Consider the following 21,634-nt stretch of genomic DNA (forward strand, 5'->3'; position numbering starts at 1 on the left):
GCTCCATATTTGTTTTTGATATCCCCACAGGGGTTAATATCTTCAGGCCAGCTGCAAGGTCAAATCACGTAATCAACCAGCGCTGGCTCTTGTTTACAGAGGCGACGCCAGTCAACGATCGGCATGCGCACCTGCAGACCCACGCTGCCGTCATCCTCCAGCCACTCTTTTTCTATCGCCTGAAGCTGATAGAACCGACTTCTCAGTCGCCCTTCCTGTGGCGGTAAACGCAGCGTATGCTGTGCCACTTCACCGGAAAGCCGTTCCGTCAAAGCCTGAAAAAGCAGTGGTACGCCAATTCCGGTCTGGGCGGAGAGCCAGACCCGAATCGGTTTATTCTCTTCATCCCGGTCGATGCGCGGTTCAAAATCGTCAAGCATGTCGATTTTGTTCATCACCATCAGCATCGGGATCTCATCGGCCTCAATTTCAGCCAGTACCGTATTCACGGCATCGATGTTTTCCTGCAAACGGACGTCGGCTGCGTCGATCACGTGCAGCAGCAGCGTCGCCTGACGCGTCTCCTGCAGCGTAGCTTTAAACGCGGCGACCAAATCGTGCGGCAGATGGCGAATAAAGCCAACGGTATCCGCAAGAACGCTCTCACCCACATCGGTAACATCAATGCGGCGCAACGTCGGATCCAGCGTCGCGAACAGCTGATCCGCCGCGTAAACTTCAGCTTCGGTTATCTGATTAAACAGCGTTGATTTCCCGGCGTTGGTGTAGCCCACCAGCGATACGGTTGGAATATCGGCTTTGGCTCGTGACCGCCGTCCTTGTTCACGCTGTTTCGATACTTTTTCCAGCCGTCCGAGGATCTGCATAATGCGGTTGCGCAGCAGTCGACGGTCAGTCTCGAGCTGGGTTTCACCCGGGCCACGCAAACCAATCCCGCCTTTCTGTCTTTCAAGGTGGGTCCAGCCGCGAACCAGGCGTGTGGCCATATGGCGCAGCTGTGCCAGCTCAACCTGCAGCTTCCCTTCATGGGTACGCGCGCGCTGGGCAAAAATATCTAAAATAAGACCTGTGCGGTCGATAACCCGGCATTCGCATAAGCGTTCCAGATTTCGTTCCTGAGCCGGGCTCAGGGCATGATCGAACAGCACGACTGACGCGCCGGTCGCTTTTACGGCTTCCGCAATTTCGACAGCCTTACCTTCACCAACAAAATATTTTGGGTGCGGTGCTTTACGGCTACCGGTAATCACCTGCATTGCTTCGACACCGGCAGAGGAGACCAGGGATTCAAACTCCTGAAGGTCTTCCATATCTTTGTCTTGCGAAAAATAGATGTGTACCAGCACCGCCTGCTCACCGGCATCATAACGGTCAAACAAGCGTAAACCCCTTCTAAAATACCAGCGGGGAACACGGTCACCCGTTGTCTTTCAAGCCGCATTGGCATTGGCTTTTCTGCCCGACCCTGGCCGGGCCGCCACGCGCGTCGTTCAAATCTGCTCCTGGCAAATTTGCTGTTCACCCCAGTCATTTACTCACGCAAATGGCTGGGGAGTCACTACGCGCCGCCTTCCTGCAGCCTGAAACTCATCGAATAAACCTGGCTCCCCGGCATGGAAAAACAGCATGAACCTTATTCAGTGTCTTCGCTGTCTTGCTGCGGCGCAGAAGAACCCTGCGCGCTACCACCGTGGTGATAGTTGCTTGTACTGCCGCCAGCATTATTGCTGTGGTGAGACACCGGGCGAGACGGGACAACAGTAGAAATTGCGTGCTTGTAGACCATCTGGCTGACCGTGTTTTTCAACAGGATCACGAACTGATCGAAAGACTCAATTTGCCCTTGCAGCTTAATACCATTCACCAAATAAATAGAAACCGGAACGCGTTCCCGACGCAAAGCGTTCAGGAACGGATCTTGTAAAGATTGCCCCTTAGCCATTCTCTCTTTTCCTTATATGTATGCTTGTTTTGTACTCAGAACCTTACGATTCTTAAAAAAAATTACGCACGATACCGTTTAATTGTACACGTTCAGTCCTGGCTCGCACCAACTACCTGTAATACTTTGTTTAGTGCCTGTTCAGGATGTTCACTATCTAACCAGTGAATATCTTCCCAGCCACGTAACCAGGTAATCTGACGTTTCGCTAACTGTCTCGTCGCGCAAACACCTCGATAAACCATTTCATCATACGGGATCTCGCCTTCAAGGTATGACCACATCTGGCGGTATCCCACACAACGAATGGAAGGCATATCCGTATGCAAATCTCCGCGGGCAAAAAGCGCCCGTACTTCTGCTTCAAAACCCGAAGCCAACATCTGATGAAAACGCTGTTCTATGCGTTGATGGAGCAGTTCACGGCTCGCCGGGGCGATGGCGAACTGATACACCTGGTACGGCAGAGCGTCTCCTGACGTTTGCGTCAGTTCCGTTAAAGTTTTACCCGAAATGAAAAAAACTTCCAGTGCCCGGGAAAGTCTTTGCGGATCATTTGGATGAATACGCGCAGCAGCAACGGGATCTATCTCCTGTAGCTGCCGGTGCAATGCGTGCCACCCCTGCTCTGCTGCCTGTTGCTCAATTTTGGCCCTGACCTGAGGATCCGCCGAAGGTAGCGGCGACAATCCTTCCAGCAACGCTTTGAAATACAACATTGTTCCGCCAACCAGCAGCGGAATACGCCCGGCAGCGACGATTTCCGCCATTTCAGCCAGCGCATCGCGGCGAAAATCCGCCGCGGAATAGGCCTCAGCCGGATCGCGAATATCCAGCAACCGATGCGGCGCAGCGCTCAGCTCCGCAGCATCCGGCTTGGCGGTGCCAATATCCATTCCTCGATAGATAAGGGCGGAATCAACACTAATCAACTCTATCGGTAAAATTTTACGCAAAGCGATCGCTAATGCGGTTTTACCGGAGGCCGTTGGGCCCATTAAAAATATTGCCTTAGGCAGGCTCGCCGTAGTGACATCACTCATCTTTCAGGGCATTCATCGCCGAATGTAAATCAACAGGTTGTAACAGACCACCCGGCGGCGCTTTTACCAGCTGCGGGCATAAACGTTCAACGTCTGCCAGCACCGTAATCGCCTGCGCCATATTCCACTGCGCATGTTCGCTCGCCAGATTACGCGCGATCCACTGCGCGATGTTGCCGACGTCAAATGCCTTTTGCTGCGCCAGGTAGCCTATCAGTTCAGGAATCAAGATTTGTAAATTTTGTTGTCTTAAGGGTAAAGGCACGGCGCGAACCGTTAAATGTTGCGCATCAGATTGCAGATCGATCCCCAACAACGCCAGCGCCGACTGCGCTTTAGCCAGCGCGTCTTTCTCCGCGGCGGACGCTTTCAGCCGCAGCGGAATCAGCAGCGGTTGAGCACAAACCGGCTCAACCTCTGGCGTCAGCTGCGCCTGGCGCAGCCAGCGTTCGGCAACCGGCAGCGAGAGAAGCGCCAGCTTGCCGTCGCGTTCAAGCAGCGCGCAATCGCCACCCACAATGGTCAGTACGCGGCCAAAACTTTGACTATGGCCTGATAGTCCATCCGCTGCGGGTGCCGGTACCGCGATTTTACGTTCAGCAGTCGGCGTATCCAGCAGCTGGCGGTAGAGCGCCCCCTGCTGTTTTTGATAACCCGGCTGTGCATGCGGCCAGCTGGCTGAACCTGTAGAAGCGGGGCCCGGCGACGGTCGCGGCGTATCGCTGCTGTAACGCGGGGCGGCGGGCTCGCGCGCAACGGCTGGCTGGGCAAAGTGGTTGCCGCCCGCCGCCACCCGATTTTCCGGAATCGGCGCCCGCGCAGGCTCAGCTTCGTTTTCTTCTGCCAGCGGGGCATTAAGCTGCTGCTGAAGCACGCTCAATACGCCCTGATAGATAAAATCATGGACCAGACGCGACTGATGAAAACGAACTTCATGCTTCGCCGGGTGGACGTTCACATCTACCTGGTGCGGATCGATCTCCAGATACAGCACAAATGCCGGTTGCTGATCGGCCCCCAGCTTATCTTCACAGGCCTGACGAATGGCGTGATTGATTAAGCGATCGCGCATCATACGGCCATTGACGTAGCAGTACTGAATTTCCGCCAGCGTTGGGTTGGTATGTAACGGGTCGGCGACCCAGCCGCGAAGCGTCAGATCGCCATGCTGCCACTCGATCGCCAGGGCATGCTCCAGAAACGGCACGCCGCAAATTGCCCCTAGCCGCCGTTCGCGCTGGCCGCCTTCAGGCACCGCACGATACTGGCGTACCGCTTTGCCGTTGTGGCTAAGGTTAATGGTGACGTCAAAACGCGCCAGCGCGATGCGCCTGACGATTTCATCGATGTGGCTAAATTCCGTCTTCTCAGTGCGCATAAACTTGCGCCGCGCCGGCGTGTTGTAAAACAGATCCAGCACTTCCAGCGTCGTGCCAATCGGATGCGCCGCCGGTTTAACGGTCACCTCCTGATCGCGCCCTTCGGCGTAGGCCTGCCAGGCTTCCTGCTGCTCCTCAGTGCGAGAAGTCAGCGTCAGCCGGGCAACTGAACTGATGCTGGCCAGCGCTTCGCCGCGAAAACCGAGGCTGATAATCGCTTCCAGATCGTCAAGCGAAGCAATTTTACTGGTGGCATGGCGAGCCAGCGCCAGCGCCAGCTCGTCCTTTTTGATACCGCAGCCGTTATCACGAATGCGGATAAGTTTTGCGCCGCCGCGCTCAATATCAATATCGATGCGCGTAGCCCCAGCGTCGAGACTGTTTTCGACCAGCTCTTTCACCACCGACGCCGGACGTTCCACCACCTCACCTGCGGCAATCTGGTTGGCGAGCTGCGGCGGTAGAACCTGAATCGGCATGACTGACTCCTTAATTAATCAACGTCCTGCCAGGCGACGTGGCGCTGGCGGTTTGGGCGGTCTCTCCGCGCGGCGCCGACTGAAGCGGATGTTGCATAAAGTAGTTACGCAGGCCGTTATAAATGGCTTCGGCGATCTGCTGCTGATAATTATCGCTACCCAGCAGCCGCTCTTCCCCGGTATTGCTGATAAAACCGGTTTCTACCAGGATCGATGGGATATCCGGCGAGCGCAGTACGCCAAGGCTGGCGTGCTCAGGACGGCGTTTGTGCAGATCGCCCACCCGTTGCAACTGGCTTAATACGTTCGTTGCCACATCATATCCGACGCGCTGAGAATGGCCGAACTGTAAATCCAGCACCGCCTGGCTGAGGTAAGGATCTGACTGGCTGTTCGCCAGCACATCACCCGCTCCACCGAGCAGTTCAGACTGCTTCTCATGCTGTTCAAGCCAGCCGGCCATCTCACTGTTCGCGCGACGATTGGATAACACCCATACCGACGCGCCGGTGGCATCGCGATTTGGCGCGGCATCGGCGTGAATGGATACCAGGAAGTTAGCGTTCTGCTTACGCGCCACGTCAGAACGGCCCATGACCGAAATGAAGTAATCGCCATCACGGGTCAGCACCGGATTGAAGAGCGGATCCGCATTTAACAACGTGCGCAGTTTGCGGGCGATAGCGATAGTGACATTCTTCTCTTTAGTACCATTCGGTCCGATTGCGCCAGGGTCCTGCCCACCGTGACCGGCATCAATGGCGATAATCACTTTATCATCCGACGCCACGGCACGGCTCACCGGACGCGTAACACTCTGGCTGTTGCTCATCGCCGTTTGTCGTTCATTTCCTGAAGATTTAAACGGATTGCGTGCGGGCTCGGCCGGACGCAATGGCTGCACCGGCACCTCGACCCGCTTAGCGACTACCGGCGGCGGCGGGGGTGGCGGAGGTGGCGCATCGGCATTAATCGTGAAAACCACGGTGTAGTTCGAACCGTTCTGCTGCTTCACCGCGCGCGTTTTACCATCTTCCGTCAGGTCCACCAGCAGGCGCAGCGTCTGGGTATCTTGCGGCGTTCCAGCCCGAATACTTTTTACCAGATTGTTGCCGCTAAACAGCAGCGGTAGCCCCTGAAGTACCCCGCTCTGCTTAATATCCAGCGCCACGGTGCGCTTGCCCTGTGGGCTAAACGAATATTCGGGATCGCCGATAAAGCTAATTGTAATACGGGCCTGCTGATCTCCATTGGCAACCTGGATATCGGATAAACTAGCCGCAGTAACCTGAATGCTAAACAGCATCAGCGTAGCGGCCAACCAACTGGTTATACGATAGGTCATCCCGTTATCCTTCAGGCTAAACGCGTCAATAAAGACTCACCTAATGCAGAGACGGCCGTTACGCGCGCCTCACGCCCTTGTGCCTGATACGTAAGATGGATTTCGACATCCGGATCAGGCAGCACACCTGTACCTTGTTGGGGCCATTCCACCAGGCAGATGGCATCGTTAGTAAAATAATCACGGATCCCCATAAATTCGAGCTCTTCGGGATCCGCCAGACGATACAGGTCAAAGTGGTACACCATCAGGTTATCGAGGGTGTAGGGCTCGACCAGCGTATAGGTCGGGCTTTTGACATTCCCGCGATGGCCGAGCGCGTGCAAAAAGCCGCGGCTGAAGGTCGTTTTACCCGCGCCTAAATCGCCATACAGATAGATGACCGTGGCGCCGGTACAGGCCTGCGCAATACGGTCACCCAAGTCTAAAGTTGCCTGCTCGTCAGCTAAAGGAATCACTCGGTTCATCATGGTCCAGGTCAATCACATACGGGTTAACAACACGCCTGAGCGTGGAAAAAAGATCGGTTGCCAGCATCCCGCGACTGCCATAGCGAGCTGCCAGTCGGTCTGCCGCTTCGCCATGCGCCACGCAGCCGGCGCAGGCAGCATCATACGGCGTCAGCCGCTGTCCTGACAGCGCAGCGATAATCCCTGTCAGGACATCGCCCATTCCGCCGCTGGCCATCCCGGCATTGCCGGCATCGATAATGCCCATCTCGCCTGCTTCGCTGGCCACCACCGTGCCCGCGCCTTTCAGCACAACCACGCCTCCATAACGTTTTACCAGACGTTGCGCAGAAAGTAAGCGATCGCTTTCAATTTCTGCCACGTCGCAGTTCAGCATACGGGCGGCTTCACCGGGGTGCGGCGTCAGCACACGATTGTGACGTTTATCGGGATTGATTGCCAGCAGGTTCAACGCATCCGCATCCCATACCATCGGTTTGCGAAAATCCCGCACCTGGCGCAGCGCCTGGACTCCCCATTCGCGTTGCCCAAGGCCGGGGCCAATCGCGACCACATCGGCCCATTGCAGACTGTCATCGACGCTTTGCTGCGTCAGTTCGTGGACCATTAATTCAGGCCTGGCTGCAACGATAGGGGCGATGTTTTCTTTATGCGTGAGCACGCGCACTAAACCCGCACCAGCCCGTAGTGCAGCCTCACCGGTCATACGGATAGCGCCAGCGGTACCGCGATCGCCACCGATAATCACAAGCTTCCCGTGATCGCCTTTATGCGATGTCGGGCGTCTGGGAGGAAGCCAGTCCGCTAGCTGTGACGCATCGAAACGCCGCAGTGGCACCGTCTGTTCGGCCAGCCAGCTTTCCAGTCCCAGGGCGTGATAGCGCAGCCGGCCAACCACATCCCGGGCTTTACCCGTTAGCAGCCCTGGCTTGAGGCCAATAAACGTTATCGTGCAGGCCGCTTCTATCACGGCACCAGGGGTAGTACCGGTTTGTGCGTTGAGCCCGGAGGGAATATCCAGCGCCACAACCGGCGCGGGATGGGCATTTGCTCGCAGGATCAACGCCGCGACATTCTCTCGCGGAGCGCTATGTAGCCCGGTACCGAGAAGCCCGTCGATAATCAGAGAGATATCATGTGGCCAGGGAATATCCGCGGCGTGAATGGTCCCACCGGCGTTCAGCCACGCGGCGCGCGCGGCGCGGGCCTCTTCCGGCAGCGGTTTCTCGCTCTCCAGCGCCAGCAGCGTGACGCCGATGCCTTCGGCCTGCGCCAGGCGCGCCACCACGTAGCCATCGCCGCCGTTATTGCCATGGCCGCAGAGGATCAGCCAGTGTTTGCTGGCAGGATAGTCGGCTCGCGCCCGTTGAAAAGCCGCTTCACCGGCCCTCAGCATCAGCTCAAACAGCGTCAGGCCAAGACTGTCTGCGGCCTCTTTTTCCGCGCGCCGCAGCGCATCTGCAGGCCAGATGAAGTGTGGTATACTGACAGGGTTTTTCGTCATTGTATGGTCCATCATGTCTCAGCCCCTCGATCTCAATAAATTAGCGCAGCAAATCAAGCAATGGGGCACTGAACTGGGGTTCCAGCAGGTCGGGATTACCGATACCGATCTCAGCGCCAGCGAACCCAAACTGCAGGCATGGCTGGATAAACAATACCACGGCGAGATGGAATGGATGGCGCGTCACGGAATGATGCGTGCCCGCCCCCATGAGCTCCAGCCCGGTACGTTGCGCGTGATCAGCGTGCGGATGAACTATCTCCCCGCCAACGCCGCTTTCGCCCGCACCCTGAAAGATCCCTCGCTGGGTTACGTCAGCCGGTATGCCCTCGGGCGTGATTATCATAAGCTGTTACGTAACCGACTGAAAAAACTCGGTGAGATGATTCAGGAACAGTGTGCTTCGCTCAATTTTAGACCGTTTGTCGATTCCGCGCCCATTCTGGAGCGCCCTTTGGCGGAAAAGGCCGGACTTGGCTGGACAGGTAAACACTCGCTGATTCTCAACCGCGACGCCGGATCGTTCTTTTTCCTCGGCGAACTGCTCGTGGATATTCCACTTCCCATCGACAGCCCGGTGACGGAAGAGTGCGGCCGCTGCGTCGCCTGCATGACCATCTGCCCCACCGGCGCCATTGTTGAACCCTATACCGTCGATGCCCGGCGCTGTATCTCTTATCTGACCATTGAGCTGGAAGGTGCCATCCCGCAGGAGTATCGCCCGCTTATCGGCAACCGTATCTACGGCTGCGACGACTGCCAACTGATTTGCCCATGGAACCGCTTCTCGCAGTTAACGGACGAAGAGGATTTCAGCCCGCGGAAAGCGCTACATGCACCGCCGCTGGTGGAGCTGTTTGCCTGGAGTGAAGCGCATTTCCTGAAGGTGACGGAGGGGTCTGCAATTCGCCGGATTGGTCATCTGCGCTGGCTACGGAATATTGCCGTTGCCCTGGGCAATGCTGCCTGGGATGAGGCGCATCTGACCGCGCTGGAAAGTCGCCGAGGTGAGCACCCACTACTCGATGAGCACATTGAGTGGGCGGTGATACAACAAATTGAGAAACGAAATACCAACGTCGTCGAGGTGCAGTTACCGAAAAAACAGCGGCTGGTTCGGGTGATTGAGAAAGGGCTGCCGCGCGATGCCTGATTCATTCACAGGCTGTGAATAAAAACAAAAACACATTGCGTTTCAATATACAGACGTTCGTCAAGTGATCGCATTAACACTTTGAAATGAAATTTTATCGTTAAATATCAATCAGATGAGTTGATATTATTCACATGATGAAGTTTTTCGGTGTGAGGTGGCGAGAGTTTAACCTGTGGATAACTCTGTTTACAGTATTTTTCGTTAGGCGGCGGAAAGCATCCCCGGTGCCATTTTGCACTGTGGATAAACTGGATACTGGAAGAAATTTTGGAGCGGGAAACGAGACTCGAACTCGCGACCCCGACCTTGGCAAGGTCGTGCTCTACCAACTGAGCTATTCCCGCTTGGGTGTGGTGACTTTCAAATTTTGGAGCGGGAAACGAGACTCGAACTCGCGACCCCGACCTTGGCAAGGTCGTGCTCTACCAACTGAGCTATTCCCGCTTGGGTATGGTGCTTTCAAATTTTGGAGCGGGAAACGAGACTCGAACTCGCGACCCCGACCTTGGCAAGGTCGTGCTCTACCAACTGAGCTATTCCCGCGTACTTCTGGCCATATTTCTATGGCGTCGTGATTTGCATTTCTGCTTCGTCACGGGAGGCGCATTATACGAGAATTCGATTTACCTGCAACCCCCCCGCGAGTACTTTTTTGTATTTTTTGTCTGAGTGGGTATTTTATCGCCAAATGCACCGTTGAATTGTACAAATAAGCATCTGACAAGGCAAAATAACTTTTTCCAACCGCGCTAAAGGCGCAAAATCGCTCAGATTTGTGGGTGCTTGATACCCGCTGACGGTCACCAACCATGACAAACAGGGAAATTCACATGAAAAGCGCGCTTTCCGTCCTGCTGCTGACCTCGCTGCTTGCTGCAGGGGCAGCATCCGCGACGACGCTGCACTTCGGCACCACGACGGCCAATCCGCCCTTTGAAACCATAAATGCGAAAAATCAGCCCTCAGGTTTCGATATCGATCTGGCCAAAGCGCTGTGCAAACAGATGCAGGCCGAATGCAAATTTACCCCTCAGGATTTTAATACGCTGATCCCCGCGCTGCGCTTTAAGAAATTTGATGCCATCATCGCCGGCATTGAAGTCATTCCTATGCGCGAAAAGCAGGTCGCCTTTACCCAGCCCTATCGTCAGGCGCTCTCCGGCGTTGTGGTGACCGCGAAAGGGGCCGCCCACCGTTTTGCTGACCTGAAAGGGAAAAAGCTTGGCGTCGTCAAAGGTACCGTCCACCAGCATTATCTACAGGACAAACAAAAAGGGGTGAACGTTATCGTTTACGATAATCATGACAGCGCACTCAGCGCACTGAAAGACGCAAGCGTTGATGCCGTAATGGATGACCAGGACACCCTTGCCCCGTGGCTACAGGAGAATCCTGACTACGCCATGATGGATGAAAGAGCCACCGACCCGAAATACTACGGCAAGCAATACGCTATTGCGGTGCGTAAAGACGACCCGGAGTTGCTGAACGCGATGAATGCTGCACTGGAGGTGGTAAAGGCGTCGCCTGACTTCCAGGCGATGGAACAGAAGTGGTTTAAATAAGACAGCGACGCCGGGGCCTTCTGACCCCGGCGTGGGCATTACAGTTTGATAAAGTTCTCGCGATAGTAAGCCAGTTCCGCCACCGACTCACGAATATCATCCATTGCCTGATGGGTTCCCTGCTTTTTAAAGCCATCGAGAATTTCCGGTTTCCAGCGGCGTGCCAGCTCCTTCAGCGTGCTGACATCCAGGTAGCGATAGTGGAAATAAGCTTCCAGCTCCGGCATATATTTGAACAGGAAGCGGCGATCCTGGCCGATGCTGTTGCCGCAGATAGGCGATTTCCCCGCCGGCACCCACTGTTTAAGAAATTCAAGGGTCGCCAGTTCCGCTTCACGATCGCCCAGAGTGCTGGCCTTGACGCGCTCGACCAGCCCGCTTCCGGTATGGGTACGCACGTTCCACTCATCCATCAGCGCCAGCTGTGCGTCAGACTGATGAACCGCAATCGTCGGCCCTTCCGCCAGAATATTCAGGTGCGCATCGGTCACCAGAGTGGCGATTTCAATAATGCGATCGCGCTCAGGATCCAGCCCGGTCATTTCGAGATCGATCCAAATCAGGTTGTTTTCATCTGCACTCATGCTATTTTCCACCCATAATTTTACAATTCTGGCCCGTAAAACTTCAGGATGCAGGCAAAACAACGTACCAGCATCTTGCAAGATGACGGGTCGATATTCATCTTAGATAGCGTGTATCATAGAGGTTTTGCCCACTTAGGGCGACCAGGAGCCAGTTCGATTGAGTAAAAATAAACTCTCCAAAGGCCAACAGCGCCGCGTGAAGGCCAACCACCAGCGCCGCCTGAAAACGACTTCGGAGAAGGCCGATTACGATGACAACCTGTTTGGTGAGACCTCTGAAGGGATCGTCATCAGCCGCTTTGGCATGCATGCCGATGTCGAATCCGCCGACGGTAGCGTTCACCGCTGCAACATTCGCCGCACAATCCGTTCGCTGGTTACCGGCGATCGCGTGGTCTGGAGGCCGGGCAAAGATGCCGCTGACGGCGTCAACGTGAAAGGAATCGTTGAAGCGGTGCACGATCGTACCTCCGTACTGACGCGACCGGACTTCTACGATGGCGTCAAACCCATTGCCGCTAACATCGATCAAATCGTCATTGTTTCCGCGATCCTCCCCGAGCTGTCACTCAACATTATTGACCGCTATCTGGTGGCTTGCGAAACGCTGGACGTTGAGCCGCTGATTGTGCTCAATAAGACCGACCTGCTGGATGACGACGGCATGGCCTTCGTTAATGAGCAAATGGATATCTACCGCGGCATCGGTTATCAGGTCCTGATGGTCTCCAGCCGTACTCAGGACGGCCTCAAGCCGCTTGAGGAAGCCCTCACCGACCGTATCAGTATCTTTGCCGGACAGTCCGGGGTAGGTAAATCAAGTCTGCTGAACGCACTGCTGGGTCTGCATGAAGATCAGATCCTGACCAATGACGTGTCAGACAACTCAGGTCTCGGTCAGCACACCACTACCGCCGCGCGCCTCTACCACTTCCCGCACGGCGGCGATGTCATCGACTCCCCCGGGGTACGCGAATTCGGGCTGTGGCATCTGGACGCGGAACAAATTACCCACGGTTTTGTCGAATTCCATGACTATTTAGGTCGTTGTAAATATCGCGACTGTAAGCACGATACCGATCCGGGCTGTGCCATTCGTGAGGCGGTAGAAAATGGCCGCATTGCCGAGAGCCGTTTTGAAAACTATCACCGCATTCTGGAAAGCATGACGCAGGTACAGGTAAAAACGCGTAAAAGCTTTTCATCATCCGATGACTGACATTTAAGCTGAGCATCGTTAGAATCGTCCCCCTTTTTTCAGGTCCCCGCACGTTTGCGGGGTCAGGAACGACAAATAATGGCCTGGAGGCTACCTTGTTAAACGATCTTAAACTTTCACTGCAATACATTCTGCCTAAACTGTGGCTCACCCGCCTCGCAGGCTGGGGTGCGAGCAAACGAGCGGGTTGGCTGACGAAACTGGTCATCGATCTGTTCGTGAAATGCTACAAGGTCGATATGAAAGAGGCGCAAAAACCGGATACCGCCAGCTACCGCACCTTCAACGATTTCTTCGTGCGCCCGTTGCGCGAAGACGCGCGTCCGTTGAACACCGATCCTAACGTGCTGGTCATGCCGGCTGATGGTGCCATCAGTCAGTTGGGCGCTATCGAAGATGACAAAATTTTGCAGGCGAAAGGCCACAACTACACCCTGGAAGCGCTGCTGGCGGGTAACTACCAGATGGCCGAACTGTTCCGCAACGGCACCTTCGCCACCACCTATCTGTCACCACGTGACTATCACCGCGTGCACATGCCGTGCAACGGTATCCTGCGCGAGATGATCTACGTCCCGGGGGATCTGTTCTCCGTTAACCACCTGACCGCGCAGAACGTTCCGAATCTGTTTGCCCGTAACGAGCGCGTTATCTGCCTGTTTGATACTGAGTTTGGCCCGATGGCGCAAATCCTGGTCGGTGCGACGATTGTGGGCAGCATCGAAACCGTCTGGTCCGGTACGGTGACTCCGCCGCGTGAAGGCGTCATCAAACGCTGGACCTGGCCTGCGGGCGACAGCGAAGGTTCCATCGCGCTGCTGAAAGGCCAGGAAATGGGCCGCTTTAAGCTCGGTTCGACGGTTATCAACCTGTTTGCTCCGGGCAAGGTGAAGCTGGTTGAACAGCTGCAAAATCTCTCCGTCACCAAACTTGGCCAGCCGTTGGCAACTGCCGTAGAGACCATGTCCGCAACCGCAGAAGACGCCAGCCCACTGAGCGATGCGACGCAAGACGAAGGTTAATTCCTGACAAAAAAGGGTTATGCCGTGCGCCTGATATATATTTTCCTGCTGGCCTGGAGCCTCAGTCTGGGGGCGTACGCAGCGACAGCCCCCGATGCGAAACTGATCGCTCAGGAACTGGAACAGGCGAAGGCGGCAAAACCCGCCCAGCCTGGTACCGTTGAAGCTTTACAGTCTGCACTGAACGCCCTTGAGGAACGCAGCGCCTCTCTTGAGCGCGCGCGTCAGTATCAGCAGGTTATCGATAACTTCCCCAAACTTTTCCAGACGCTGCGTTCACAAATCGGCAATCTGCCCGATGAACCGCGCCAGGCCTCAACCAGCCTCTCCACCGATGCCCTGAACCAGGAAATCCTGCAGGTCAGCAGCCAGCTGCTCGAAGCCAGCCGTCAGGCGCAACAGGAGCAGGAACGCGCGCGCGATATCGCCGATTCGCTTAATCAGCTTCCGCAGCAGCAGACCGACGCGCGACGTCAGCTGAATGAAGTGGAACGCCGGGTCGGCGCGCAGAACAGCAATACCCCGCTGGCACAGGCTCAGAATCTCGGCCTGCAGGCGGAATCTGCGCGTCTGAAAGCGCTGGTGAACGAGCTGGATCTGGCTCAGCTTTCGGCAAACAATCGCCAGGAGCTGTCGCGGATGCGCGGCGAGCTGGCGCAGAAGCAGGGCAAGCTGCTCGACGGCTACCTGCAGGCGCTGCGTAATCAGCTTAATAGCCAGCGTCAGCGTGAAGCAGAAAAAGCACTGGAAAGCACCGAGCTGCTGGCGGAAAACAGCGAGAACCTGCCGCCTGAGCTCGTGGCCCAGTTTAAAGTCAACCGCGAGCTGTCTCAGGCGCTGAACCAGCAGGCCCAGCGCATGGATCTGGTGGCCTCGCAGCAGCGTCAGGCAGCCAACCAAACGCTGCAGGTCCGCCAGGCGTTAAATACCCTACGCGAACAGTCACAGTGGCTCGGGTCCTCCAATCTGCTCGGCGAAGCTTTACGCGCCCAGGTAGCTCGTCTGCCGGAAACGCCGAAACCACAGCAGCTGGATACCGAAATGGCACAGCTGCGGGTACAGCGCCTGCATTATGAGGATCTGCTGAGCAGCCAGCCGCAGCTACGCCTGCTTCGCCAGGCAGACGGTGAGCCGCTCACCAGCGAACAAAATCGCATTCTTGAAGCACAGCTGCGTACGCAAGGTGAACTGCTCAACTCGCTGCTGCAGGGCGGCGATACGCTGATTCTGGAGCTGACCAAGCTGAAAGTCTCCAACAGCCAGTTGGAAGACGCGCTGAAAGAGATCAACGAAGCAACGCACCGCTATCTGTTCTGGACCTCGGACGTCAGCCCAATCGGTTTTTCATGGCCGCTGGAAATCGTCCACGACCTGCGTCGTCTGGTCTCTCTCGATACCGTCAGCCAGCTTGGCAAAGCCAGCGCGATGATGTTAACCAGCAAGGAAACGCTGCTGCCGCTGTTCGGGGCGCTGATTCTGGTCGGCTTTAGCATCAGCTCGCGCCGCCACTTTACTCGCTTCCTCGAACGCTCCAGCGCCCGCGTCGGCAAAGTGACCCAGGATCATTTCTGGCTCACGCTGCGCACGGTGTTCTGGTCGATACTGGTGGCCTCTCCCCTCCCCGTTCTGTGGATGACGCTGGGTTACGGCCTGCAATCGGCATGGCCCTACCCGCTGGCCGTGGCGATCGGCGAAAGCGTCACCGCCACGGTGCCGCTGCTGTGGGTGGTGATGATTTGCGCCACCTTCGCGCGTCCGAACGGCCTGTTTATCGCGCACTTCGGCTGGCCGCGTAGCCGGGTCACCAAAGCCATGCGCTACTATCTGATGAGCATTGGCCTGATCGTCCCGCTGATTATCGCGCTGATCATGTTTGATAATCTTAACGACCGTGAGTTTTCCGCTTCGCTCGGCCGCCTGTGCTTCCTGCTGATTTGCGGGGCGCTGGCGCTGGTGACCCTGAGCCTGAAGCACGCCGGGATCCCGCTGTATCTCGATAAGTCCGGGAACGGCGATAATATGCTTAACCGGATGCTGTGGAACCTGCTGCTCGGCGCGCCGTTAATCGCGATGCTGGCAGCGGCTATCGGCTATCTGGCTACCGCCCAGGCGCTGCTGGCTAGACTGGAGACCTCCGTCGCTATCTGGTTCCTGCTGCTGGTGGTCTATCACATCATCCGCCGCTGGATGCTGATTCAGCGACGTCGGCTGGCCTTCGACCGCGCGAAACATCGGCGAGCGGAAATTCTTGCTCAGCGTGCCCGTGGCGAAGACGATGTAGCTCATTCCAGCAGCCCTGAAGGATCGGCAGAAAGCGAAGTGAGTGAAATCGATCTCGACGCGATCAGTACTCAGTCCTTGCGCCTGGTCCGTTCACTGCTAATGCTAATCGCGCTGGTGTCGGTGATCGTCCTGTGGTCAGAAATTCACTCCGCGTTCGGCTTCCTCGAAAATATCTCCTTGTGGGATGTCACCTCGACGGTGCAGGGCGTTGAAAGCCTGGAGCCGATTACGCTCGGCGCTGTCCTGATTGCCATTCTGGTGCTGATTATCACCACCCAGCTGGTACGAAATTTCCCGGCGCTGCTGGAGCTGGCGATTCTGCAACACCTCGATCTCACCCCGGGGACCGGGTATGCCATCACTACCATCACCAAATATTTGCTGATGCTGATTGGTGGCCTGATGGGCTTCTCAATGATCGGGATTGAATGGGCGAAGCTGCAGTGGCTGGTCGCCGCGCTCGGTGTGGGACTGGGCTTTGGTCTTCAGGAAATCTTCGCTAACTTTATCTCTGGCCTGATTATCCTGTTTGAAAAACCCATACGTATTGGCGATACGGTCACGATCCGCGATCTGACCGGTAGCGTCACCCGCATTAATACCCGCGCGACCACCATCAGCGACTGGGACCGTAAAGAGATTATTGTGCCTAACAAGGCCTTCATCACCGAGCAGTTTATCAACTGGTCGCTCTCTGACTCGGTCACTCGCGTGGTGTTAACTATCCCGGCGCCAGCGGATGCCAATACTGAAGAGGTTACGCAGATCCTGATCGCCGCCGCTCACCGCTGCTCGCTGGTGATCGATACACCGGCGCCAGAGGCGTTCCTCGTCGATCTGCAGCAGGGAATTCAGATTTTCGAGCTGCGTATTTACGCCGCCGAAATGGGGCATCGCATGCCGCTGCGTCACGAGATACACCAGCTGATTCTGGCCGGCTATCGCGAACACGGCATCGATATGCCATTCCCGCCGTTCCAGATGCGTCTGGAAAGCATTGATGGCCTGAAAACCAGTAAGTCGTTGACCTCGGCAGGGAAATCCAACCGCACGGCAGGAAGTCTGTAAAACCATCCGGGGGAGCTATCCCCCGGTACTTTCTCTTACCACCAGCGTGACGGGCAGCATTTCATCCGCCTGCATCATGCCTTCCAGCAACAGTCCCACAGCCCGATAACCGAGCTGATGTTTGTCGACCGCGATAGTGGTCAGCGCCGGACGGCTCCACGCCGCAGGCGCAATATCATCGAAGCCGATAATGGCAATATCCTGTGGGACACGGACCCCGCGGCGTTCACAAATATTCATGGCCGCAATCGCCGTCACATCGTTATAGGCGAAGATGGCATCCGGTGGTACCGGTAGTGACAACAGCTCATTCATTGCCGTCACCAGCGACTGGTTGGTATCCCCCAGCGGTGAAGCAATCACTTCATATTCCGGCGGCATCATCATCTGTGCTTCATATAACGCCTGACGATAGCCCTTTTCCCGCTGACGAATACTGTAGTGGGCGGCGGTGCTGGCAAGAAAGGCAATACGCTTGCGCCCGGTGTCGATCAAATGGCGCGTCGCCAGATACCCGCCATGCTGGTTATCCAGGTTCACACAGGGCAGGTCAGGGGCCCATAAATCGACCAGCACCATCGGCAGTTTCGCCTTCTGTATCGCCATGATCAACGCGCTTTCAAAATACCCGGCACAAATAAGGGCATCAGGGTGATGCAATGCAATTTGTTCATCAACATTATCGCCAGGCCCGATAGAGAGAAAGCTCATCGCAATCCCCTGCTCACGACAGTGGTCCTCCACGCCGAGCAACAGCAAGGAATAAAAAGGCAGTGCACGGGCAATATCATGCTGGCGATGGAGCAAAAACAGGACACGCTTAATTTTATCTCCCCGCAGACGGGAAAAGTCGTATCCCATTTCCTTCGCCACCGCGATGACTCTCTGCCGGGTATCTTCCCTGAGTCCCGGCTGCCCTTTGAGGGCCCGGGATACCGCAGCGACGGACAGCCCGCACGCCTCGGCAATACCTCTGATCCTGACCGGCTTTGTCATGTCGCTCCCAATAAAAAATAAAGAAACAGCAATTCGTTAACTATAGATTTATGCCGTGTCCACAGCAACCCTCGATTTTTTAAGCCAAAAATCCCGCCACGATAAATATGGAAATATTAGCTATCACCATGAAATATATTGCTCAATTGTTTTTGAAACATGATCTTATTCACGCTTCATTGATTGCCTTCTTCCCAGAACGCTAAGTTAATTTTTAAGGTAACAATATCTTGTTTACTAAAAATGAGGTTTTATATGTTATCGGCAAAGGGTATGAAGCAAGAGAACTACCTGCTCTCGAGCATATGGTTTCTCTTTTTCTTTATCGGCTGGGGTTCTTGCTTTCCCTGGCTGTCATTATGGCTAACGGAAAAAATTGGCATTCGCTCAACCGAAGTCGGCATGGTGTATACCTGCATCGCCATTGTCGCCGTGGTTTTCCAGCCCGTCTTCGGCATCCTTGCCGATAAGCTCAATTTCCGTAAACACCTGATGTGGATGCTGGCGGGGCTGATGATTGCTTTTGCCCCCTGGTGGATCTGGGTGTTCGCCCCGTTACTCAAAATCAATATTATCGCCGGGGCTCTGGCGGGCGGCGTCTTCATCGGTCTGACGTTCGGTTGCGGCTGCGGGATCTGTGAGGCGTGGATCGATAAAATTTCTCGTCTCGAAGGATTTGAATTTGGCCGTGCCAGAATGTGGGGCGGTATCGGGGCGGCGGTCGGTACCTTTATTTCCGGTAAGCTTTTCGCGATTAACCCCAACTACATTTTTATCATGGCAAGCTGTGCCGGACTGATCCTCGCCGTGCTGCTCTGTTTCTTCCGCCCAGGCCTGCATATACGAGACGATGCGCTTAGCCCACAGCGGGTAAAAATAGACCGCGGCGATGTGCTGGCCCTGCTGCAAACAGGACGCTTCTGGTTTCTGGTGCTGTATATGGTAGGCGTTGGGGCCGTTTATGAAACCTACGATCAGCAGTTTGCCGTCTATTACAGCAGCTTTTTCGCCACTCGCGAACGGGGTGCAGAAGTATTTGGCTATCTCTACACCGTACAGATTTTCCTTGATGCGTTAACCATGTTTTTCGCACCGGCCATCGTCAATCGTATTGGCCCCAAAAACGCCCTGCTGTACTGCGGTTTTATCATGACCTTCCGTATTATCGGCAGCGCAATGGCCACCGGCCCGATCATGATATCTACCATGAAGCTATTACACGGCTTCGAAAGTTCGATCCTGATTATCGCCACTCTGAAATACATCGCCGCCAATTTCGACTGGCGACTGTCTGCCACCGTGTACTTAATTGGCTTCCAGTTCGCCAAGCAATTCAGCCAAATCTTCATGAGCACTGCCATCGGCGGTATGTACGATGCGATGGGTTTTAAACAGTCCTATACCGTCCTCGGCATTATCGCACTGTGCTTCACCGTTATTTCTGTTTTCACATTATCGCGCAATCGGGTACTGCACCCCGCGCCAACCGTATAACCCTGCGATTCAGGAGTTGATATGTCAGAGTTTTTATCCGTCATTGAAAACGGTATTACCATGGTTTTCGATTTGGCCGACCGGGCGCGTCTGCTGCATTTTTCCGCCCTGCCGTTTAATGCCGACACCATCGGGCCAAACCACGATGAGCAATCGCGCTTTAATCTGGTTGAAGTCAATATTTCCGGGCTGGATAAGCCGCTTGAACGACATGGCGCCGGGTTCACTGCTACGGCTCCAGGCTATACGCTACGCTACCAACAACACCAGGACTCCCACAATCGTGACGGGCGCAAGCTGGTTTTTACCCTGTATGACACCAACACCGCCGCACAGGTTGAGGTTCATTATCAGTTTTATACCCATCTGGCGCTAATACGCAGCTGGAGCGTCATTCGTAATCAAGGCCACCAGGCTTTTACCGTAGAGTACCTTTCCAGCTTCGTGATTAACGGCATTGCCAAAGAGAGCGCCAAAAACTGGGGTGATAACTTCACATTGCATATTCCCCACAACAGCTGGACCCGTGAACTGCAATGGCGGCAGTACCGGTTTGATGAATTAGGGTTCATGCCCTGTATTCAGAAAGGGTTGCAGCGCTCATCAAAACCGCTGCATTACAGTAATACCGGCGCGTGGTCGAGCAAAGAATACCTGCCAATGGGCTATCTGGAAGACCGCTGCACCGGCGCCGGCCTGTTCTGGCAAATTGAGCATAACGGCTCATGGCACTGGGAAATCGGCGATCAGGCCAACCATCTCTATTTGCAGTTAGGTGGACCGAATGAGTTTTATCATCACTGGTTTAAACAGCTGCAGCCCGGCGACGCGTTCTGTTCTGTCCCGGTGGCAATAGGGGTCTCCCAGGCGGGCTTCACCGATGCCATGGCGACCTTAACCCAGTACCGCCGCCGCACCCGGCGCCTCAATGATGATAACCAGCAGTTGGGCGTTATCTTCAACGACTACATGAACTGCTTATTTGGCGATCCCACGACGGCAAAACTACTGCCGCTGATCGATGCCGCCGCTGAAGCCGGGGCCGAATATTTCTGTATCGACTGCGGCTGGTATGACAAAGGTGCATGGTGGAACGGCGTGGGCCAGTGGCTACCGAGCGAAGAGCGTTTCCCTGAAGGCATTCAGCACGTGATTCGCTATATTCGCGAAAAAGGCATGATCCCAGGGCTGTGGCTGGAGCTGGAAGTCATGGGTGTGAAATCACCCAAACTGGAGGAAACCGACGACAGCTGGTTCTTCATGCGCCACGGTAAACGAGTGTTTGACCGCAGCCGTTACCAGCTGGACTTTACCAGCCCGGCGGTCATTCGCCATGCCGATGAAGTGATCGACCGGCTGGTCACTGAATATGGTGTCGGCTATATCAAAATGGATTACAACATTGAACCCGGCATCGGCACCGAACAGAACGCTGATAGCGCCGGTGATGGTCTGTTGAAACATAACCGGGCCTGGCTGGCGTGGCTGGATCGCGTGTTTGCCCGCTATCCGCAGCTGATCATTGAAAACTGCGGTAGCGGCGGCCTGCGGATGGATTATGCCATGCTGAGCCGCTGCTCTATCCAGTCCACCAGCGATCAAGAAGATTACCTGAAGTATGCGACCATTGCCGCCAATGCCCCTACCGCCGTAACGCCGGAGCAGGCGGCCATCTGGTCCTATCCGCTGCGCGATGACGATGAACAAGCAGTCATCTTTAATCAGGTCTCGGCGATGCTGCTGCGCATTCACCAGAGCGGCCATCTGGCAGAACTCTCCGATCGGGGCTTTCAACAGGTCAAAGAGGCTATTCGCTACTACAAAACGTTGCGCCAACACATCAACACCGGGCTACCGTTCTGGCCGCTGGGGCTCTCAAGCTTTACCGACGAATGGGTGGCCCTGGGAATGAAATCTGCTGAAGGTAAGGTGTGGCTGGCGGTCTGGCGACGCGAGGGATCGCAAGAGAGCTGCGCGCTACCGCTGACAGGGATTAAAGGCAGCGTACAACAGGGCTATCCATCTACCGTGCAACATAACACCGTCTGGCACAGTGAACAGGAGGTCCTGACGGTCACTATGCCGCCGCGCTCGGCGGCCATTTTTGAGATATCTCGCTAA

General features: G+C 55.5%; 16 protein-coding genes and 3 tRNA genes. 7 read left to right on the plus strand and 12 right to left on the minus strand.

What is annotated here, in order from left to right; genetic code table 11:
* Positions 1-59 precede the first annotated feature (59 nt).
* From hflX to nnr, 7 genes are all read right to left on the minus strand, one after another.
* Positions 60-1,340 (minus strand): ribosome rescue GTPase HflX, encoded by a 1,281-nt coding sequence (gene hflX, locus ACMYSK_RS17080; RefSeq protein ID WP_434637152.1) that lies wholly within the window; start codon positions 1,338-1,340, stop codon positions 60-62.
* A 254-nt stretch (positions 1,341-1,594) separates the two neighbouring features.
* Complete coding sequence (gene hfq / locus ACMYSK_RS17085; RefSeq protein WP_434637154.1) at positions 1,595-1,903, minus strand: RNA chaperone Hfq; 309 nt, start codon at positions 1,901-1,903, stop codon at positions 1,595-1,597.
* A 92-nt stretch (positions 1,904-1,995) separates the two neighbouring features.
* Complete coding sequence (gene miaA / locus ACMYSK_RS17090) at positions 1,996-2,946, minus strand: tRNA (adenosine(37)-N6)-dimethylallyltransferase MiaA (protein WP_434637156.1); 951 nt, start codon at positions 2,944-2,946, stop codon at positions 1,996-1,998.
* Entirely contained in the window at positions 2,939-4,804 is a 1,866-nt protein-coding gene (gene mutL, locus ACMYSK_RS17095; protein ID WP_434637158.1) for a DNA mismatch repair endonuclease MutL, read from the minus strand. Before mutL ends, miaA begins: the two co-directional genes overlap by 8 nt.
* Positions 4,805-4,814: 10 nt before the next feature.
* A complete protein-coding gene (gene amiB / locus ACMYSK_RS17100) occupies positions 4,815-6,149 on the minus strand; it encodes an N-acetylmuramoyl-L-alanine amidase AmiB (protein ID WP_434637160.1) in 1,335 nt (444 codons plus the stop codon).
* Positions 6,150-6,160: 11 nt separating this feature from the next.
* Positions 6,161-6,619 (minus strand): tRNA (adenosine(37)-N6)-threonylcarbamoyltransferase complex ATPase subunit type 1 TsaE, encoded by a 459-nt coding sequence (gene tsaE / locus ACMYSK_RS17105; protein ID WP_434637162.1) that lies wholly within the window; start codon positions 6,617-6,619, stop codon positions 6,161-6,163.
* Entirely contained in the window at positions 6,591-8,123 is a 1,533-nt protein-coding gene (gene nnr / locus ACMYSK_RS17110) for a bifunctional ADP-dependent NAD(P)H-hydrate dehydratase/NAD(P)H-hydrate epimerase (protein ID WP_434637165.1), read from the minus strand. Before nnr ends, tsaE begins: the two co-directional genes overlap by 29 nt.
* Positions 8,124-8,136: 13 nt before the next feature.
* Between nnr and queG the strand changes: the two genes are divergently transcribed.
* On the plus strand, positions 8,137-9,276 hold the full coding sequence (queG, locus tag ACMYSK_RS17115) for a tRNA epoxyqueuosine(34) reductase QueG (protein ID WP_434637167.1): 1,140 nt from the start codon (positions 8,137-8,139) through the stop codon (positions 9,274-9,276).
* A 271-nt stretch (positions 9,277-9,547) separates the two neighbouring features.
* On the opposite strand, the gene ACMYSK_RS17120 is transcribed toward queG, so the two are convergent.
* The 3 genes from ACMYSK_RS17120 to ACMYSK_RS17130 all read right to left on the minus strand — a co-directional run bounded on the left by ACMYSK_RS17120 (position 9,548) and on the right by ACMYSK_RS17130 (position 9,822).
* Positions 9,548-9,623 (minus strand) — tRNA-Gly (locus ACMYSK_RS17120).
* A gap of 24 nt (positions 9,624-9,647) precedes the next feature.
* Positions 9,648-9,723: transfer RNA gene (locus tag ACMYSK_RS17125), tRNA-Gly, on the minus strand.
* A 23-nt stretch (positions 9,724-9,746) separates the two neighbouring features.
* Positions 9,747-9,822, minus strand: a tRNA-Gly gene (locus ACMYSK_RS17130).
* A 287-nt stretch (positions 9,823-10,109) separates the two neighbouring features.
* On the opposite strand from ACMYSK_RS17130, the gene ACMYSK_RS17135 reads away from it, so the two are divergent.
* Positions 10,110-10,844, plus strand: a complete 735-nt coding sequence (locus ACMYSK_RS17135; RefSeq protein ID WP_434637169.1) for a transporter substrate-binding domain-containing protein — start codon at positions 10,110-10,112, stop codon at positions 10,842-10,844.
* A gap of 38 nt (positions 10,845-10,882) precedes the next feature.
* Here the strand turns inward: ACMYSK_RS17135 and orn are convergent, their stop codons facing one another.
* Positions 10,883-11,428, minus strand: a complete 546-nt coding sequence (orn, locus tag ACMYSK_RS17140) for an oligoribonuclease (RefSeq protein WP_004857009.1) — start codon at positions 11,426-11,428, stop codon at positions 10,883-10,885.
* A gap of 160 nt (positions 11,429-11,588) precedes the next feature.
* Here orn and rsgA point away from each other — a divergent pair, with 160 nt between their 5' ends.
* The 3 genes from rsgA to mscM all read left to right on the plus strand — a co-directional run bounded on the left by rsgA (position 11,589) and on the right by mscM (position 17,023).
* Positions 11,589-12,650, plus strand: coding sequence for a small ribosomal subunit biogenesis GTPase RsgA (rsgA, locus tag ACMYSK_RS17145; RefSeq protein ID WP_434637171.1), 1,062 nt, complete (start codon positions 11,589-11,591; stop codon positions 12,648-12,650).
* A gap of 95 nt (positions 12,651-12,745) precedes the next feature.
* Positions 12,746-13,672, plus strand: a complete 927-nt coding sequence (asd, locus tag ACMYSK_RS17150; RefSeq protein ID WP_434637173.1) for an archaetidylserine decarboxylase — start codon at positions 12,746-12,748, stop codon at positions 13,670-13,672.
* Positions 13,673-13,696: 24 nt separating this feature from the next.
* Complete coding sequence (mscM, locus tag ACMYSK_RS17155; protein WP_434637175.1) at positions 13,697-17,023, plus strand: miniconductance mechanosensitive channel MscM; 3,327 nt, start codon at positions 13,697-13,699, stop codon at positions 17,021-17,023.
* Between the two features lie 15 nt (positions 17,024-17,038).
* Here the strand turns inward: mscM and ACMYSK_RS17160 are convergent, their stop codons facing one another.
* On the minus strand, positions 17,039-18,019 hold the full coding sequence (locus tag ACMYSK_RS17160) for a LacI family DNA-binding transcriptional regulator (RefSeq protein WP_434637177.1): 981 nt from the start codon (positions 18,017-18,019) through the stop codon (positions 17,039-17,041).
* Positions 18,020-18,274: 255 nt separating this feature from the next.
* Here ACMYSK_RS17160 and ACMYSK_RS17165 point away from each other — a divergent pair, with 255 nt between their 5' ends.
* Both ACMYSK_RS17165 and ACMYSK_RS17170 read left to right on the plus strand, forming a co-directional pair.
* Positions 18,275-19,513, plus strand: coding sequence for an oligosaccharide MFS transporter (locus ACMYSK_RS17165; protein WP_434637178.1), 1,239 nt, complete (start codon positions 18,275-18,277; stop codon positions 19,511-19,513).
* Between the two features lie 21 nt (positions 19,514-19,534).
* Entirely contained in the window at positions 19,535-21,634 is a 2,100-nt protein-coding gene (locus ACMYSK_RS17170; RefSeq protein ID WP_434637180.1) for an alpha-galactosidase, read from the plus strand.

Origin of the sequence: Klebsiella sp. I138, assembly GCF_051131765.1 — a bacterium.
Taxonomy (GTDB): domain Bacteria; phylum Pseudomonadota; class Gammaproteobacteria; order Enterobacterales; family Enterobacteriaceae; genus Klebsiella.

What these genes read in the sequence shown, in the direction of transcription:
- hfq (WP_434637154.1), bottom strand. Translation starts at nt 1,903, where the DNA reads ATGGCTAAGGGGCAATCTTTACAAGATCCGTTCCTGAACGCTTTGCGT.
- miaA (WP_434637156.1), bottom strand. Translation starts at nt 2,946, where the DNA reads ATGAGTGATGTCACTACGGCGAGCCTGCCTAAGGCAATATTTTTAATG.
- mutL (WP_434637158.1), bottom strand. Translation starts at nt 4,804, where the DNA reads ATGCCGATTCAGGTTCTACCGCCGCAGCTCGCCAACCAGATTGCCGCA.
- amiB (WP_434637160.1), bottom strand. Translation starts at nt 6,149, where the DNA reads ATGACCTATCGTATAACCAGTTGGTTGGCCGCTACGCTGATGCTGTTT.
- tsaE (WP_434637162.1), bottom strand. Translation starts at nt 6,619, where the DNA reads ATGATGAACCGAGTGATTCCTTTAGCTGACGAGCAGGCAACTTTAGAC.
- nnr (WP_434637165.1), bottom strand. Translation starts at nt 8,123, where the DNA reads ATGACGAAAAACCCTGTCAGTATACCACACTTCATCTGGCCTGCAGAT.
- queG (WP_434637167.1), top strand. Translation starts at nt 8,137, where the DNA reads ATGTCTCAGCCCCTCGATCTCAATAAATTAGCGCAGCAAATCAAGCAA.
- ACMYSK_RS17135 (WP_434637169.1), top strand. Translation starts at nt 10,110, where the DNA reads ATGAAAAGCGCGCTTTCCGTCCTGCTGCTGACCTCGCTGCTTGCTGCA.
- orn (WP_004857009.1), bottom strand. Translation starts at nt 11,428, where the DNA reads ATGAGTGCAGATGAAAACAACCTGATTTGGATCGATCTCGAAATGACC.
- ACMYSK_RS17160 (WP_434637177.1), bottom strand. Translation starts at nt 18,019, where the DNA reads ATGACAAAGCCGGTCAGGATCAGAGGTATTGCCGAGGCGTGCGGGCTG.
- ACMYSK_RS17165 (WP_434637178.1), top strand. Translation starts at nt 18,275, where the DNA reads ATGTTATCGGCAAAGGGTATGAAGCAAGAGAACTACCTGCTCTCGAGC.
- ACMYSK_RS17170 (WP_434637180.1), top strand. Translation starts at nt 19,535, where the DNA reads ATGTCAGAGTTTTTATCCGTCATTGAAAACGGTATTACCATGGTTTTC.